Annotated in this window: 16 protein-coding genes and 1 tRNA gene; 5 read left to right on the forward strand and 12 right to left on the reverse strand. The window is 70.2% G+C overall.

Annotated features, from left to right (window positions below):
• Nucleotides 1-423 precede the first annotated feature (423 nt).
• Nucleotides 424-1203 carry a hypothetical protein gene (locus LQK93_RS05800; protein ID WP_374970603.1) on the reverse strand — a complete coding sequence of 260 codons (780 nt, stop codon included), beginning with the start codon at nucleotides 1201-1203 and terminating at the stop codon, nucleotides 424-426.
• 246 nt (nucleotides 1204-1449) lie between these two features.
• Between LQK93_RS05800 and LQK93_RS05805 the strand changes: the two genes are divergently transcribed.
• Nucleotides 1450-1644 carry a hypothetical protein gene (locus LQK93_RS05805; protein WP_374970604.1) on the forward strand — a complete coding sequence of 65 codons (195 nt, stop codon included), beginning with the start codon at nucleotides 1450-1452 and terminating at the stop codon, nucleotides 1642-1644.
• 396 nt (nucleotides 1645-2040) lie between these two features.
• A tRNA-Lys gene (locus LQK93_RS05810) sits at nucleotides 2041-2116 on the forward strand.
• Nucleotides 2117-2530: 414 nt separating this feature from the next.
• Here LQK93_RS05810 and LQK93_RS05815 read toward each other — a convergent pair.
• Entirely contained in the window at nucleotides 2531-3301 is a 771-nt protein-coding gene (locus LQK93_RS05815; protein WP_374970605.1) for an ANTAR domain-containing protein, read from the reverse strand.
• A 383-nt stretch (nucleotides 3302-3684) separates the two neighbouring features.
• Here LQK93_RS05815 and LQK93_RS05820 point away from each other — a divergent pair, with 383 nt between their 5' ends.
• A complete protein-coding gene (locus LQK93_RS05820; protein ID WP_374970606.1) occupies nucleotides 3685-4398 on the forward strand; it encodes a GAF and ANTAR domain-containing protein in 714 nt (237 codons plus the stop codon).
• Nucleotides 4399-4475: 77 nt separating this feature from the next.
• Here the strand turns inward: LQK93_RS05820 and LQK93_RS05825 are convergent, their stop codons facing one another.
• The 4 genes from LQK93_RS05825 to LQK93_RS05840 form a co-directional block, all read right to left on the reverse strand.
• Entirely contained in the window at nucleotides 4476-5171 is a 696-nt protein-coding gene (locus LQK93_RS05825) for an ANTAR domain-containing protein (RefSeq protein ID WP_374970607.1), read from the reverse strand.
• Complete coding sequence (locus tag LQK93_RS05830) at nucleotides 5168-6019, reverse strand: ANTAR domain-containing protein (RefSeq protein WP_374970608.1); 852 nt, start codon at nucleotides 6017-6019, stop codon at nucleotides 5168-5170. Before LQK93_RS05830 ends, LQK93_RS05825 begins: the two co-directional genes overlap by 4 nt.
• 269 nt (nucleotides 6020-6288) lie before the next feature.
• Nucleotides 6289-7257: a formylglycine-generating enzyme family protein gene (locus tag LQK93_RS05835; RefSeq protein WP_374970609.1), complete on the reverse strand. Its 969-nt coding sequence runs from the start codon at nucleotides 7255-7257 to the stop codon at nucleotides 6289-6291.
• Nucleotides 7258-7275: 18 nt separating this feature from the next.
• On the reverse strand, nucleotides 7276-8775 hold the full coding sequence (locus LQK93_RS05840; protein WP_374970610.1) for an arylsulfatase: 1500 nt from the start codon (nucleotides 8773-8775) through the stop codon (nucleotides 7276-7278).
• Between the two features lie 204 nt (nucleotides 8776-8979).
• Here LQK93_RS05840 and LQK93_RS05845 point away from each other — a divergent pair, with 204 nt between their 5' ends.
• Nucleotides 8980-9426 (forward strand): SRPBCC family protein, encoded by a 447-nt coding sequence (locus LQK93_RS05845; protein WP_374970611.1) that lies wholly within the window; start codon nucleotides 8980-8982, stop codon nucleotides 9424-9426.
• Here the strand turns inward: LQK93_RS05845 and LQK93_RS05850 are convergent.
• From LQK93_RS05850 to LQK93_RS05875, 6 genes are all read right to left on the reverse strand, one after another.
• Nucleotides 9395-10672, reverse strand: a complete 1278-nt coding sequence (locus LQK93_RS05850; RefSeq protein WP_374970612.1) for a histidine kinase dimerization/phospho-acceptor domain-containing protein — start codon at nucleotides 10670-10672, stop codon at nucleotides 9395-9397. The genes LQK93_RS05845 and LQK93_RS05850 overlap by 32 nt on opposite strands.
• Before the next feature lie 4 nt (nucleotides 10673-10676).
• Complete coding sequence (locus LQK93_RS05855; RefSeq protein WP_374971455.1) at nucleotides 10677-11366, reverse strand: response regulator transcription factor; 690 nt, start codon at nucleotides 11364-11366, stop codon at nucleotides 10677-10679.
• A gap of 4 nt (nucleotides 11367-11370) precedes the next feature.
• Entirely contained in the window at nucleotides 11371-11790 is a 420-nt protein-coding gene (locus LQK93_RS05860) for a hypothetical protein (protein WP_374970613.1), read from the reverse strand.
• A complete protein-coding gene (locus tag LQK93_RS05865) occupies nucleotides 11790-13628 on the reverse strand; it encodes an Ig-like domain-containing protein (RefSeq protein WP_374970614.1) in 1839 nt (612 codons plus the stop codon). The genes LQK93_RS05860 and LQK93_RS05865 overlap by 1 nt, the downstream gene beginning before the upstream one ends.
• A gap of 189 nt (nucleotides 13629-13817) precedes the next feature.
• Nucleotides 13818-14414, reverse strand: a complete 597-nt coding sequence (locus LQK93_RS05870) for a signal peptidase I (protein ID WP_374970615.1) — start codon at nucleotides 14412-14414, stop codon at nucleotides 13818-13820.
• A 128-nt stretch (nucleotides 14415-14542) separates the two neighbouring features.
• A complete protein-coding gene (locus LQK93_RS05875) occupies nucleotides 14543-15067 on the reverse strand; it encodes a TasA family protein (protein WP_374970616.1) in 525 nt (174 codons plus the stop codon).
• Nucleotides 15068-15284: 217 nt separating this feature from the next.
• On the opposite strand from LQK93_RS05875, the gene LQK93_RS05880 reads away from it, so the two are divergent.
• A complete protein-coding gene (locus tag LQK93_RS05880) occupies nucleotides 15285-16478 on the forward strand; it encodes a thiolase family protein (protein ID WP_374971456.1) in 1194 nt (397 codons plus the stop codon).
• The last annotated feature ends 104 nt before the right edge of the window (nucleotides 16479-16582 follow it).

The following is a 16582-nucleotide window of genomic DNA, read 5'->3' on the forward strand; positions in this document are numbered from 1 at the left end:
CATCCACCTCGAGATGTCCTCCCGCCAGAGGGGCCTTCACGACCGCCCGAACCTCGCCCATCAGCCCGTTCCGTACTGGCCCACTGGCAATCTCCGGGCATGACCGTGTCCACCTCGTGTCCGGCGCTGGTGAGCGTGACCGAAAGTCCGGCGGCCTCGACGTACGTGAACCTTCACGGTCACGTCCGCAGGCTCGGACGGTATGGACCTGTCCGCAACCCCGACGTTGCTGCCGTTCTGAGCGCGGTCCTGCTGGCCGCGACGGAGCGTCTCGTCGAGCGCCTGGACCGAGTCTGGCCGGAGACCGATCCTGCAACCCGTCTCAAAGTAGCCGCGCGGAGGACAGTCGTCGGACCCGTGCGGCGACCTGGCCGCTTCGTCGCCGACGAAGCATGTCGGACCTCTGCGACTCCTTCCGCCGGGTCACGCCTGACGGAGATGGGCCGCGATCGCGCCCAGGGCCTGCTTTCGCTCCGCCGGCGTCCAGGGCCGCCCGTCGAGGATGACCCACGCAACGCGCTTGGACGCCAGGAACGCGACCGCGTCCGCTTCGTGCACGCCGCCACTCATTGACGGGACGACCCCGGTGACGGCATTCAGACCCTGCAGTTGAGTGACCGTGCCATCAGCGCACCGTCGGAACGCCCGCTGCATGAAGTCGGCCAGACCCTTGGGGTCGGCGGCACCGAGCTCGAGCTCGACGTAGGAGAGCGAGCGGGACACCTGCCGGCCCGGCCTCGACTGGCCCTCGTCGGTGGTGATCCCGACGCGGCGGACCCGGGTGGCGCCGGACGCGATGGTGAACTGGTCCATGCCCATGGATGCCCACGGTGCTGGCTGCCCGCACCAGACGTCATCGCCGCCGGGGAGCACCGCGCCGCACCTGCCGGCGTCAGTCGCGTCGGCCCCCGGCGCGAACTCGTCATTCACGTCGATACCGCGGGCCACCCTTCCCGCGAACAGGTCCGTGAACGGAAGGTCAGCTCCCGCGCCCTCGCCGAGGTTCTGGTGAGTGACACATTGGGCGGCCTCGGGCACGGCTGTCATCGTCGGCACGGACGCACTGACCTGCACCGCGGACGGGCGCGGCGCGGTGGGGCCTCCGCTCGTGCAGCCTGCGAGCAACACGGCGACGGCGGCCGCACCCGTGAGCGCCGGTGCCCGGCGTGGCGGGCGCTTGGTGCCTCGCGAGTCGCTGGCCATGGTCCGGAGTGTGCCAGCGAAACTCGCACGGGCATTTCAAGATGGGCGTGGAGAGCCCGCCAGTTCCTCCCATGTGGGTGCCCTGTGCGACGTCCTGTCATGCCGCTCCCGTGCCGCACCTAACCTCCAGAGTGTCGGAGCGTCACCCCCGGCACGATTCCTCACGGCGCCTGCGCGCGCCGGCCCCGAGAGGGACGATGGACGTGGCACAGGGGACTACCCACACCGCGAAGAAGGTGGCTCTGGATGACCACAAACCCCCGACCGGACGGGGTTCTCGCACCAGCGGACAACGACGTCCCGTCGCGCGCGCAGCCGACCCCGGAGAAGAAGCGGCACCGGGTCCTCCCTGTCGTCGCGGGCGCCGCCGCCTTCGGCGCCGGTGTCGCCATAGGCTCCAACTTGACGTGGCGGTTCTCCATCTGGTGGAAGCCGAGCTGACGGTCCTTGGACGGTGTACGCGTGGGGGCGCTCATCGTCAACGACAACGAGGCTTCACCCAAGGCGCGCGGCTCCCCCGCAGCGCCACGACTGACCTGGCGCGTAACAAAGTTGAGTCGCGCTGCAGCCGATGGAGGTCAGTTCAGTTCTCATCGGGCCGCGCTCCGGTCGGAGAGCCCTGCCCCTTCGGCCGTCCCGACGGAGGCGTTCGATCCAGATGGAGGGGCGCCGCCTGCCCACGTTGGCCACGTGCGCGTAGGGCGGGCCCGCACAGGGGGCATCTCCAGCCCGAGCGGGCTGCGGCATACTGGCGCGTGGGGTCGCCTCGGTTGGTACTACACCACTGTTGTTCCGACCGAAGTTGCGAGGGAGTTGCATTCGAACTCCTCACCCCCCGGGCCTCTAGCTCAGTTGGTAGAGCGTCGGACTTTTAATCCGCTGGTCGTCGGTTCGAGCCCGACGGGGCCCACCACACTTCTGCGCAGGTCAACCGGCATCTGTGGGGCATGAGTCCCGCCCTCGCTCCCGGCTATCGCAAGAGAAGTGGCAGTGTGGCGAAGGTCGTGGGTTTGACGTTGACGAGGCCAGCTTCTCGGCAGGCCGGGTCGAACACCTGATGGCGCCAGTTCCCCAGACGGATAACAATCGCAAGCTGTACGAGATCGCCGAGGAAGTCACCCACACGGGGTGCCTCGGCTAGCACCGACCTCCACGCGCCGCACCCTCCTGCCGGCGGCCCCTCACCGTGGCACGGCCGGCCGATGATCGGCGCTCCGGCACGACGCGCCACCGGACGCACCACGCTGTTTGAGCACCTTCGGTGACGCGCCTGACTCCTATGTACCCGCGCTCGTAACCCGCGACGCGGTGCCGGCGTGGATGTTCGTTACGGCCGGGCGTGGCTTTCGCGCTGCCCTTCAGACACGCTGACCGCGGCGTCGACCACGGGACCGGGTGCCGAGAGATCGAGATGCCCCGCGATCACCGCCGCGGCTACGCGGTGCATCCCGGATCTGGTCGCGAACGCATAAGCCCGCATGATGCCCACGGCCTCGTCGGGACCGATGCCCAGCTGCGCGACCACGATGCCCGTCGCGTAGTGCAGATGCAGGTCGGTCTTCAATGAGCCACCTGCTCCGCGGGACCCGTCCACCGTTGGCTTCGGGTCCTGGACCAGCACCACGCCGGCCGCGTCGGCCAGGAACTGTGCGCCGTCCCCGGTAAGGGGGCCTGCGTCAGCAGTGAAGCGCAGACTCGTCAGCACACCGACCACTTGGCGATTCACGTGAATCGGAACGGCATCGAGCCACAGCGGGGGAAGAGCTTGCCGGAGGGCCGCGTCCCATCGGGCCCAGCGGGCATCCACTTCATTTGCGCCGCCGATCGCCACCCGGATCTGCCGACCGGTCCGGTATGCCCAGAGACCGGGTCCCTGCCCTGACCCGACTTGAAGCCGCTCCACGCGCGCCGATGCATCGCCCGCACAGGCCAGTGACATCTGAGCTGGCGCGCCGCCGAGTGCGAGCGCTGCCCCGTTGCCGCCCAGGATGGTCCGGCAGGCATGAGCCAGTCGCTCCGGAAAGGACAGGGGTCGATCCTGCTCCGCCAGCGCCAGCGCCAGATGCCCTACAACTGCCCGATGCTCTGCCTCGTTCACGTCGAGGACCCCGACCGCCAACGACCTCTGCACCGTGTCGGCCCCCTACCCGTGGACGTCCGAATCGGACGTCTGAGACGAGTCACGCCACGCAGCCACCGGACGTCCATTCGCGCTTCCTCGATTCGCCGTCGATCTCGCAAAACGCGGGTTCAGAAACTCTGGTCCCGACATCGGTCAGAGGCTCCGGTGCAGCGAACGATACAACTCGTAGGGACGGTTACGGCCCCAAGGGCTTGGACAGCGCCGCACGGCAAGCGAGGCGACGACCTCGAGGCCCTGCGGCCCTGTCACCTTGACCTCCAGAGGGCGCGAATGGGGATATGACGGTTCCGGGAACGAACGAGGGATTGAGTGACCTCCGTCGAGTCGCTGAGGCCTTCATGGAGCTGGGAACCGCGTTCGGGCTGCGGAACAGTGCACAGACACTGGCTGCAGTCGCCCGCCTCGCCGTGGAGCGTGTCCCTGGTGCCGATCACGCCAGCGTCACGAGCTTCGACGGTGTTCGCTTCCGTACCGTCGCGGCGACCGATGACCTGGCGCGGCGGGCGGACGAGATCCAGTACGCGTTGGGCTCGGGCCCGTGCGTGGATGCCATCGTCGAGGACACCCTCTACCGCCCGACGGACCTGGGCGATGATGACCGTTGGCCGGAGTTCGGGGCGCGAGTGTCATCCCAGCTGGGGTTGCGCAGCATGCTCAGCTTCCGCTTGGGCCACGAGAACGGCGACGTGGTCGACGGGCTGAATCTCTACTCGGCCGAGGTGGGCGCATTCGACGAGCGGGCCCAGCTGTTGGGTCTGATGCTCGCGACCCACGGCGCCATGGCCCTCGCCGTCACGGCGAACCAAGCACGGGTCGACAACCTGCACAAGGCCCTGGAGACCAACCGGGAGATCGGGGTGGCGACAGGGGTGCTGATGGCTCAGCACCACGTGACCCAGGATCAGGCGTTCGGGTTGCTGCGCCTGGCCAGTCAGGACTCCAACCGCAAGCTGCGCGACGTGGCGGCCGACGTGGTCGAGACCGGGGTCCTACCGGCAGTGCAGCGAAGGAGCCCAGAACCCGGCGACACACCAGGCGGCACACCGGGCTGACCGTGGCCTGCTTCACTTGTCGACGCGTCGGTGGGACCTCGGCCCACTGAGTCGCGGTGGTGGGCTGCTCCGCGTGGTCAGCGGCGAGTGGCGTCGTGAATCACCTGTTGGGCAGCACGGGTGAGCGACAGGCGCTTGCCGGCGGCGAGCCGGCTCAGGAGAGCGTAGGCCTGCGCTGAGTCCAGCCTCTCTTGGTGCATCAGCACCCCCTTGGCGTGCTCGATGACCGTGCGCCCCTCCAGAGCCAGTTGCGTGCGGCCCTCGATCTGCTCGTCGCTGTACTTCGGCGGCAGCAGCATCAGCAACGTCACGACGTCGGCGAACGCCTGACCGGCCACCAGGCTGTCTGGACTGCTGGTGTGGGTGGCGGCCCGGAAGAAGTTGATGGCGCCAAGCGTCCGCTCCTGCCACCTCAGGGGATGGGCGTGGACCGCGTCGTAGCCCGCGGCGGCCATGATCGGCGCCAGGTCCGGCCAGCGGCGGCTCAGTCCGCTGGCCCCGGCCTCCACCACCGTCGTGTCACCCGTGATCGCCTCCACGCAAGGGCCCTGTCGTTGCTGCGCCTGGAGGAGCTCGAGGATGTGGGCACCGTGGGTCGTGGCGGCGAGAACATCGAGGCCCTGCTCCGAGGTGACGATGAGGATGCCGGCCGCGTCAGCGTCGAGCGCCGTGCAGGCATCGCTGAGGAGAGTGGCCAGGACGTCGAGCAGGTCGTGCTCTGCCACCAGAGAACCGGTTGCCCTCGACAACGCCTGCAGTGGGGTGAGGATCATGTGGGGCTGCTTCCGTCAGGACCGGGCTGGCTGTCGCGCTCGGCACCGGGTTGGGCGTCCTGAGCGTCCGCTGTGGTGGGGTTCGCAGGGTCGGTGTCGCGGTCGCTCCTGGAGAAGTCGAGAGTGCGACTCAGCACAGCGGAGGCTACCTCCGACATGGACCGGTTGTGCGCGAAGGCGTGCGCACGCAGCAGCGCCACGGCGTCCTCGACGGGGAGCCTCAACTGCGCGCTGACCATCCCCGTCGCCTGATGGATCTCGGCGCGGGCCGACCACGGACTCTCCGTGAGCTGCGGTGCGTCTCGCAGGAGAGCGACGCCAAGGGCATCTCCGATGAACTGGGCTGCGCCCTGGTCCAGCAGGGGCTGCGTCCCAACCGGTTGGTGGCACGTCAGAACGCCCCACACCTCCGTCTCGGGGCGGATCGGCACAGCCGTCACCAGCACGGGCCCCATCTCCTCACGGACCGCGGCATCCAGCAACGGCCACCGACTGTCATCACGCCCTACTCCAGGGGGGACGCTCGAATCCGGTAGGTCGCTGGGCGTGGCACCAAGCAGGGTTCGGACCTGATGGCCGCTTTCGTACGCCGTGGGGCCGGGTCCTTGGCCAAGCACGTCCTGCAGGTCCTCCGGGCGCGCCGCGTAGTCATCGGTCTCGCACAGGGTGACGCGATGGGAGGCGGTGTAGGCGATCGTGACCGCTGCCCCTTCTGCCCCCATGAGCTCGGTGGCGGCGCGGCCGAGCCGTTCGGCCAGTGAGCCGGTGCCCCCTCGGGCTGCAATCGCCCGCGCCAACGCGGCGAGGAGAGCCCGCTCGTCAGGCTGCGCGTGCCGAGCCTCAGCCATGCTTCACCGAGTCCTTCACTGGCTTTGTCGAAGAGGGCGTTCCTCGTGTCAAGTTTCGCAGGCCAACGCCGCGATCCGGATGGCAGGTTCTGCTGTCCGGGGAACGGTGCAGCAGACGCGCGTGGGACGGAGAAACACCGGTCACGTTGTCGATCAGCCTGCACCTCGAGGGCCCTCGTGTCCATCGGGGGCAGCGACCGATCGCCGAAGGCGTTGCCCAACGGCCGCACCTGGCGCGCGCAGCCCGACCGGCCCAGGTACCGAGCAGGTCAACCGTGCTGGTGAGGTTCGTCGTACCAGACGCAGCGGAAACCCAGGTGGCTCATGCCGGTGTCGACCGGCTGCGGGCGGCGGGCGGCGGGCCGATACCGCAGGCAGTAGGTGTCGGCGCACAGGTGCGAGCCACCTTTGATGACCTTGCGCGGGATGGGGAACTGTGGCTGGCGCCGGTCGTAGCTGCCCGCCAGGGTGCCGCCGTGTGGGTTCTCCGGCGCGCAGCAGCCGCCGGCGTCGGGGTGTCGGGCGCTCCACCAGTCCTGGCACCACTCCCAGACGTTCCCTGCCATGTCGAACAGGCCGTAGCCGTTGGCCGCGAACGAGCCGACCGGAGCGGTCCGCTCCCAGCCGGACTCGCCGGTCGACCGCCACGGGAAGTCCGGGCCGTCCCAGGTGTTCGCCATCAGCCGTCCACCCGGGCGGGCCTCGTCGCCCCAGGTGAAGTCGGCGCCCTGCAGGCCCCCGCGCGCGGCATACTCCCATTCGGCCTCGGTGGGCAGCCGTCCGCCCACCCAGGCGGCGTAGGCGGCGGCATCCTCGTGCGCCACGTGGACCACCGGGTGCTCCTCGCGGCCGGAGAGGTCCGACCGCGGTCCTTCGGGATGGCGCCAGGACGCTCCGGGGACCCAGGTCCACCACTGGCTGAGGTGGCGCAGGTCGACGGGTCCCGGCGTCGGGGTGAAGACCATGGAGCCGGGCACGAGGTTCTCCGCGGGCGCCCCGGGGTAGTCCACCGGGTCGAGCGGCCGCTCGGCGACGGTGACGTAGCCGGTCGCCGCCGCGAACCGGGCGAAGGCGGCGTTGGTGACCTCGTGCGGGTCGATGGCGAAGGCGTCCACCCGCACGAGGTGGGCAGGACGCTCCTCCGGGTAGTGCCGGTCCGACCCCATCGTGAAGCTGCCGCCCGGCAGCCGGACGGCGTCGGCGGAGCGCTCCCGCTCCGACGCGGTGGTCCCGGCCATGACGGTCTCCTGCGTCTCTCAGGAGGCGGGGACACTGGCCTGGAGCTTGGCGACCACCTGGTTGATGCTGAAGCTGGCGGGCGTCTGCCGGGGCGGGAACTCCTTGAGCGACTGGAGCATCTCGCCGACATACGCCTGCGCCGGCACGAACAGCCACACGTGGTCGAAAACCCAGTCGAAGTAGGTGTTCGAGGTGATGTCGGCCCGCTCGTACGGGTCGGTCCGCAGGTTGAAGACCTTCGGTGCCCGCAGGACGGTGTAGGGCTCCAACCAGACCCTCAGAGTGCCCGGAGCGCGCTGCTCGAGGAACACGATCTTCCAGTTGTCGAACCGCAGGGCGGTCAGGTCTCCGTCGTCGGAGACGTAGAAGAAGTGGTTGCGCGGGCTGCGCTCCACCTCGCCGGTGAGGTAGGGCAGCTGGTCGTACCCGTCGAGGTGCACCTTGTACGTCGTGCCCGCCAGGTCCGTGCCCGCCCTCAGCCGCTCCGCGATATCCGGGTCCCCCGCAGCGGCCAGCAGCGTGACGAACCAGTCGTTGTGGGCCACGATCCCGTTGCGGACCTGCCCGGCCGGGATGTGCCCGGGCCAGCGCACGACCGCCGGCACCCGGTAGGCGCCTTCCCAGTTGGAGTTCTTCTCGTTGCGAAACGGGGTCATACCGGCGTCGGGCCAGCTGTTCATGTGCGGCCCGTTGTCGGTCGTGTACAGCACGATCGTGTCATCGGCGATGCCGAGCTCGTCGAGCAGCGTGAGCAGGTCTCCGACGATCTCGTCGTGGTAGATCATCGTGTCGTGGTAGGCCGACTGCCACCGGCCGGCCCTGCCCCGGTAGTCGGGCCTCACGTGGGTCCGGAAGTGCATGTGGGTGGTGTTGAACCAGACGAAGAACGGCGTCTGCGCGTCGTGCTGGCGCCGGATGAAGTCGACGGCGGCGTCGCGGAACTCCTCGTCGCAGGTCTCCATCCGCTTCCTGGTCAAGGGTCCGGTGTCCTCGACGCGTTGGGTGCCGTCACCGTTCGCCCAGGTGCGGAGCACCCCGCGGGGCCCGAACTGCCTACGGAAGCCCGGGAACTCCTCCTCCTTGGGGTAGTCCTCCAGCTCCGGCTCTTCCTCGGCGTTCAGGTGGTAGAGGTTGCCGAAGAACTCGTCGAACCCGTGCATGGTCGGCAGGTACTCGTCGCGGTCCCCGAAGTGGTTCTTGCCGAACTGGCCGGTCGCGTAGCCGCGCGCCTTGAGCGCGGTCGCGATCGTCGGGTCCTCAGCCCGCAGGCCGATCTTGGCGCCGGGCATCCCGACCTTGGTGAGCCCGGTGCGATACGGGTTCTGGCCAGTGATGAACGCGGCCCGCCCGGCGGTGCAGCTCTGCTCGCCGTAGTAGTCGGTGAAGCGCACCCCCTCGGCGGCGACCCGGTCGATGTTCGGCGTCCGGTAGCCCATCAGGCCGTCGCTGTAGCAGCTCAGGTTCGAGACGCCGATGTCGTCACCGAAGATGACCAGGATGTTGGGATCGCCGCTCATCTGTCCGCCCATCTGCCGCATCGAGGTACGTGGGACATCTCGACGGTAGGGCGGCACGCAGGCGCGGTCCTCAGCCGGTGCGGGTGAGATCCAGCCGCGGCGCGCTCGAGCTCCTGGGCCGACAACCCAACCTCCGGGTCGCAGTCAGGCGCCATGACGCGGGCGCTCACGCGTTCGCTCATCCGCTGGGAGTAGCCTTCTGCGGTGGCCGTGGACGTGGTGACCTCCATCGACATCGACGCCGATCGGGATCAGGTCGCTGCTTTCGCGAGCAATCCTGAGAACGCTCCTCGCTGGTACGTGAACATCAGCTCCGTGGTCCTGGAGACTCCCCCACCCGTGGCTGTCGGGTCGCGCATGGCGTTCGTTGCCCACTTCTTGGGACGGCGTATCGCGTACACCTACGAGGTCCGAGAACTGCGGGACGGCGAGCGGTTCGTGATGAGTACCGCTGACGGGCCGTTCCCGATGGAGACGACCTACATCTGGTCCGACACGGCGGACGGTGGCACGCGTATGACGCTGCGCAACCAGGGAGAACCGTCAGGCTTCGGCCACGTCGCGGCACCAGTCATTGTCCGAGCCATGCGACGCGCCAACGGTAAGGACCTCCAGCGCCTCAAGAGCCTCCTCGAGCGCTCAACCACCTAGGTCCCGCGCCCGATGGGCCAGACCGGGACGAACTCGGCGTCCCGAGAGCCGGGGTCCGCCCTCCCGGCAGCCACAGCACCGCCTCGCCGGGAGCCAAACCGCGAGTCAGCCGCGCACCGAGCGCGATCGCCAGGGCGGAGGCGCGCGACCACCCGGGATCGGGCTGCGCCGCAAGGGGACTGGTGCCGCCTCGGAGCTCCGACACCACCCTGACTTCGGGGTAGTGACCACCACCGTCGACCTCCACCCGGACGGCTGCGGCGTCCCGCCGCGCGTTGGAGACCATGAGCTCGAGCAGCTCGCTCAGGGTGCTCGGCTCGACCTTGGCCAGGACGGGCCCCGACGGGTCGCAGGTGACCGGCGGCCCACCCGCCTCGGCAGCATGTCGGACCACGTCGTCGACGAGGCGCGCCAGGTCGACGTCGGTCTCGCTGTCGCGACGCTGCTGCGCGGAGAGCTCGAGCAGCTCGCCGATGGCGATACCCAGCCGGTCGAGGTCGCCCACGGATCGGCGCAGCTCGGTGGCCACGGCCGGCGGGGTCTCGGGCCACAGAGCCAGGTCCTCGAGGTCGAGTCGGAGCGCCGTCAGCGGCGTGCGCAGCTCGTGGGAGGCGTGCTCGGCCAGCTCCCGGTCACGGGCTCGCGCGCGATCGATCCGAGAACCACTGACGACGAGGGCGTCGCGGATGGCCTCCGCCTCGGGCACCGGATAGCGGGGCAGGCGCGGGTGCAGCTCCCCCACGCCCAGTCCGTGCGCAGCGGTCGCGAGCTCCTGGAAGGGCCGAGCCAGCCGTCTGGCCAGGATGAGGCCGACGGCGCCGGACACCAGCACGAGACCGAGACCCAGCAGCACCACCGGAAGCAGCGCCTGCGAGACCTTGTCGTTGACGGCGGCGGCGCTGCGGCGCACCGAGAGGGTGCCGCCACCGACGAGCGGGCGCGTCGCCCGGAGGTCGTCGCCGCGAGCGGCCTGCCCGTAGTCCGTCGACACCACGCTGTGCCCCCCGACCCGGACCACGACCTGCTCGCCGGCAGCAGTCAGGCGATCGAGGACGTCGGCGGTGACGGGCTGGCCGCCGGCGACCCGCTGCTCCACCACCAGTGCCGCAAGGTCGGCCACGCGGTCGACGCGGGACTGTTCCTGATCGCGGACCATGTCCGCCACCATGTACGCGCGGGGGACGCCGAAGAGGCCCACCACCACGACCGTGAGTCCGACGAACGCCGCTATCAGGCGTTCCCGCACGAGCTCACCCGGCTTCCAACCGGAAACCGACGCCGCGCACCGTGACGATCCGGGCCGGAGCCCGGCTGTCGTCGAGCTTCTGGCGCAGCCGGCCCATCGTGACGTCGAGCGTCTTCGTGGAGCCGAACCAGTTCTCGTCCCAGACCTCATCCATCAGGCGCTCACGGGAGAGCACCTGCCCCCGCTCGGAGTCGAGCAGGGCGAGCAGGTCGAACTCCTTGGAGGTGAGCGCCACCTCGTCCTCGTCCACCCACACCCGCCGGGCCCGCGGGTCCACCCGCAGGCCCGGGTTCGGGGACTCGGCCGGTGCAACGGCAGCGCCGCCCCGGCGGGTCGTCCGACGCAGCAGCGCGCGTGCCCGCGCCAGGAACTCGGCGAGTCCGAACGGCTTGCTGAGGTAGTCGTCGGCGCCCACGTCCAGCCCGACGACGCGGTCGAGCTCACCACCGCGGGCCGTCAGGATGAGGATGCCGTTGTCGTAGCCGTCGGTCCGCAGCTGCCGGCACACCTCGAGGCCGTCGATGTCGGGAAGGCCCAGGTCCAGCACGACGAGGTCGACGTCCCCGCGGGCGGCCCGCTCCAGTCCCGCAGCGCCCGTCGCGACCCGCTCGACCGCATAGCCCTCGCGGTCGAGGGTGCGGAGCAGGGGCAGGGCGATTCCGTCGTCGTCCTCCACCACGAGGATCTGGTGCATCACCTCAGAGAGCATAGGGCGGCTCCCCCTTCCGGGGCCGGGCGCGCAGGCGGGTGTCGCCGATTAGGAGGAGCGGGATCGCCACTGCGAGAGCCACGACGAGCACGGCGGTCGCGCGCCAGTGGGCCGCGTGGCCGCCGGGCGCGCCGACGGTCGAGGCCAGCGTCTGGCACGTCGCGGTGCTGAGCGCGAGCACCACGACGACCAGGCGCGACTCGAAGCAGTTGTCTCGCCACAGCTTCGCGCCGGCGAGCGCCCCTGCGATCACGACGGCGCCGACCAGCACACCCACCCAGGGAGTCACAGCGCCGGTCGGGTGCACAGCACCGACCGTCGCGGCGAGCGCGACGGTCAGCACTGCCGCGACCCGCGAACACGGCGTATGCCGTTGGCGCCCGAGGAGGCGCACGTCGGTCCCGGCCATCAGAACTCCCTGTCGAGTGCGCCAAGCTCGGAGGTCGGCGCCGTCGAGCTGGGCATGCCCTTGAGGTCGGTGGCCGCGGCCGCCGGCGTCCACACCATGGTCGAGGCGGTGGACGACGTGCGCAGGACGTTGGCGTTCGTCGTGCTCCCGAGCGTGATGGTGACCACGGTGGCCGTCACGCCGTTCACGGTCGTCGTCGAGGCGACCATCGTCGCGTTGAACTGGGCCGTCTTGTTGGACTTGATGTAGTCCTGCTTGAGGTTGACCGCGCCGAGGTTGACGGTGGCCCCGCCGCGCAGGACGTCGAGGGTGTCGCCGGTGTTTCCGAGCCCGAGCAGGTTGCCGTCACGCAGGCGGAGCGTCACCTGGAGGCTTGCCCCGGTCCAACCGGGGGAGATCGTGGTCAGGGAGACCTGCTGGGTGTAGGTCAGCCTCAGGACGTCACCCGAGTCCGCCCTGCCGACGGTGGCACCACCGGACACGGTCTGCACGTCGTAGCCGCGCACCGGGCTGTTGTCGACGCGCCTGGCGCTGACCGTGGCCGAGGTCGTCGTGCTGCCCTTGCCGTCCACGAGCACCGCCCGGAGGTCGTAGAGGCCGTCGGCCACCTTCGTGGTGTCCCAGCTGCACGCATACGGCGACGTCGTGTCGGTGCAGACGGCGGTCCAGGTGGTGGTGCCGCTCGGCGCGGAGTCGATCCGCACGGACACGACGCCGGCCGTCGAGCTCGCCGTCGCCGTGAGCGCGGCCGTGCCGTTGAGGTGCGCGCCCGGGTCCTCCATCGAGACGGAGGAGACCGTGTTGTCGACCGAACGGCTGCCGAGGGCGGCCGACGTCGTGGCGTTGCCGACGGCGTCCGTCGCGACGGCCCGGAAGGCGTACGTGCCGTCGGGAAGCTTCGTCGTGTCGTAGCGGCAGCTGAACGGGTCGACGACCAGGGTGCACGCCGTCGTCCAGGAGGAGGTCCCGGACTGCTGGTACTGGACGAGGACCTGCGACACGCCGGAGTCCGCATCGCTCGCGGTCGCCGCGAGGGTCACCGTGCCCCGCAGCGGGGTGCCGGGGTCCTGCATGGTGACCGTCGGGGCGACGTTGTCGACGAGGACGCCGGACACCAGTGCTGACGTCGAGGTCGCGCTGCCCGCGGTGGCCACGGCACGCAGGTCGTAGGACTCGCCCTGCGTGTAGCCGGTGCCCGTCGTGTTCCAGCTGCACGCATACGGCGAGGTCGTGGTCGTGCACAGCGTCTTCCACGTGTTCGCGCCGCTGACGGCGTATTGGATCGCGACCGAGTAGGTGACGGTGCCGGCGTTGTACAGCGTCGCCGTCAGCGGCACCGTCCCCCTGACCAGGTCGCCCGGGTCGCCCAGGACCACCAGGAGGTTGTTGGCGACCGTCGTCTGCACGGTGGAGGAGGTCGTCGTGTAGCCGGCCCTGTCGGTGGCGGTCGCGCGGAGGACGTAGGTGCCGTCGACGCCGCCCGTGGTGTTCCAGGTGCACGAGTACGGGGCCGCCATCGGGGTGCACAGCGTGACCCAGGACGACCCGTCGGGGGCGAAGAGCTGGATGGTGACCGACGCGACGCCGCTGTCGGCGTCGGTCGCGTTCGCGTTCACGGTGACGGCGCCCTTGACCGGTGAGCCGAGGGTGGTCACGGAGACCGTCGGCGGCGTCCAGTCGGACGCCGCCACAACGGTGCTCGCGGCGTTGGAGGTCGTGCTGCTGAAGGTGGCGCCACTGAAGGCGACCGCCGGCGAGAGGAGGCCCGTGACCACGCCGAGCACTCCGAGCACGACGACGGCCGCGAGGGCCAGCGGTGCGACGGGGCGGCGGGACATGCTGTTCTCCTCCGGGCGGGTGCGGACAGGTTCAACGCTAGGGCGCGGCACCCCACGGGAAGGCAACAGCGGGGGCCCTGCGTCCCACGCGTCGGTAACAGGTCGGCGAGCTTGGCGACCACCGGGGAGACAGGCGGCGGCTCCCGGTCGACCTGAGCGGGAGCCGCTGTTGCGAAGGCGGTGGGGAGCTCAGCCGCTGACGGGGCCGGGACCGGCGCCGTCTGCGGCGGCCGTGCCCCGGCGCTTGGGTGGCCGAGCGGCTCCCACGAGCTGGCCGAGGGCGACGAGGGCGATGAGGACGGCCGGGCCGCCGATGACCATCATCCGGGTGTTGCGGTCGGCCAGGGCGATGAGCACCCAGCCGGCGTGGGGCACGCCCAGCTGCACGACGGGCTGTTCCTGCGACACGAGTGTGAAGTGCCACGGGTCCGGCTTGGGGTTCGCGTCCCCCTTCGTGGTGAAGAGCGTGCCGCCACCGGCAGCCGGCTTCATCTCCAGGATGCGGTGCGTGACGAGGTTGGAGACCCCGGAGTCGGCGGGCGGCAGGTACGTGATGACGTCTCCGACCTTCAGCCCGCTCACGGGCACGGGCTTCTCGAGGACGATGGAGCCCTTGTCGTACGTCCCCGTCATCGACCCCCCGGTGATGACGTAGCGGGTGTAGCCCAGCAGGCTCGGCAGCAGCCAGGCGGCGCACGCGGCGATGACGACGAACACCACGAGGTTGACCGACCACCGGGACAGGCGGCGTGCGATGCTGGCGCGTTCGGTGGGCTGCCTTGTCATGGTGGGCTCCTCGATCAGAGGTGGTGGTTCGGTGTCGTTGGGTGTGATGCCGGGAGGGGCTCCCCAAAAGCCCCTCCCGGTCTGGTTCGGGCCCCTCCCAGGCCCTCTGAACCCCTTGCGGGGTCAGCTCACTGGTTGACCGTGGCGGCCGTGTCCTGGACCGAGCTCCAGGCGTAGACGGCGCTCGCGGACTTGCCCTGCTCGGTGTTGGTCGCGTCGGCGCTGAGCTTGACGGTGAAGGTGAAGACGTGCGCCTGGCCGGGCGCCCACGTGCCGAGGTCGTTCTTGGCGTTGTCGACGAGCGCGCCGAAGGTGCCGCTGAAGACGGTCGCGTTGGCGGTCGTGTCCTTGATGTCGAGCGTCAGGTTCGAGGCCGAGAAGCCGTTGGTCGAGGAGACCTCGGTCAGCGAGAAGAGGGCCGGCAGCGTGCCGGTGTTGGTCAGCGTCAGCGAGCCGTTGAGGACGTCGCCCGGCTTCATGTTGGTCAGGTTGAAGATGGCCTGGCCGTCCTTGGAGTTGCTCTGGGTCAGGGTGCCGGCGGTGACGGCGGAGATCGTGTTGCCCGTGGTCGAGCTGAAGGTCGCACCCGAGCCCACGGCGATGCTGCCGGCGGCGAGGAGGGTGGCGAGGGGGACGAGGATCTTGCGGTTCATCTGGCTGCTCCAAGCTGTGTTGTGCAGCCGCTCGGCTGCCTGGGTGGTTTAGGCGTTCTTGCTATGAGAAGAACGTTATGGAGACGCACACCACGGCCCGGCAACGTCAGCTCCTCACTCGACCCACATCGGGGAACCGTTCGACAACCGGTCCACCACAGCGCACGTAGACTCGCGGGGCCGTATGCCGTCCCACCCCTTCGAGGGAGTCACCACCGTGATCGACGCGTTCGTCTACGACGCCGTCCGCACCCCCTTCGGCCGCTTCGGCGGATCCCTCGCGGCCACGCGACCGGACGACCTCGCGGCGCTGGTCGTCCGCGCCGTCGTCGACCGCTCCCCCGGCCTGCGCACCGACCCGGGGGCGCTCGACGAGGTGGTCTTCGGAAACGCGAACGGCGCCGGTGAGGAGAACCGCAACGTCGCCCGGATGGCGACCCTGCTCGCGGGCCTCCCGACGAGCGTCCCCGGCACGACGGTCAACCGGCTCTGCGGCTCGAGCCTCGACGCCGCGATCATCGCCTCGCGTCAGGTCGAGACGGGCGACGCCGACGTCGTCCTCGTCGGCGGCGTCGAGTCGATGACCCGTGCCCCGTGGGTCATGCCCAAGACCGAGAAGCCCTATCCCGCCGGCAACCTCGAGCTGTCGTCGACGACGCTCGGGTGGCGTCTGGTCAACCCGCGCATGCCCTCGGAGTGGACGGTCTCCTTGGGCGAGGCCACCGAGCTGCTGCGTGAGAAGCACGGCGTGACCCGCGACCGCCAGGACGGGTTCGCGGCGCGCTCGCACCGGCTGGCCGACGCCGCGTGGAGCGAGGGCTTCTACGACGACCTGGTCGTGCCGGTGCCCGGCGTCGACCTCAGGCGGGACGAGTCGATCCGCCCCGACACCACCGTCGAGCGTCTCGCCGGGCTGAAGACGTCGTTCCGCAAGGAGGGCGGCACCGTGACGGCCGGCAACGCCTCGCCCCTCAACGACGGCGCGTCAGCGGTCCTGGTCGGCAGCGCGGCCGCCTGCGAGCGGCTCGGTCTCGACCCGGTCGCGCGCATCGCCGGGCGGGGTGCGAGCGCCCTCGACCCCCAGTACTTCGGCTTCGCCCCGGTGGAGGCGGCGGACCGGGCACTGGCACGCGCCGGCATCACCTGGGCCGACGTGTCGGCCGTCGAGCTCAACGAGGCCTTCGCGGCGCAGTCGCTGGCGTGCATCGACGCGTGGGGCGTCGACCCCGAGATCGTCAACCGGCACGGCGGTGCCATCGCCATCGGGCACCCGCTCGGTGCGTCCGGCGGCCGCATCCTGGGCACCCTCGCTCGCAGCCTGCAGCGCTCCGGCGAGCGATGGGGCCTCGCCTGCATCTGCATCGGCGTCGGCCAGGGGCTCGCCGTGGTCCTCGAGAACGTCACCACCTGAGCCGGACCGCCGGGGCTCGTGCCCCAGTGGGCCAGCAGGCGCAGCTTGATGTCGTCCGGCTGGAGCGAGCGCGCGCTGCAGCCGACCGGACAGAGCAGTGGGCC

The sequence above is a fragment of the Terrabacter sp. BE26 genome (genome assembly GCF_041941675.1).
Taxonomy (GTDB): Bacteria; Actinomycetota; Actinomycetes; order Actinomycetales; family Dermatophilaceae; genus Terrabacter.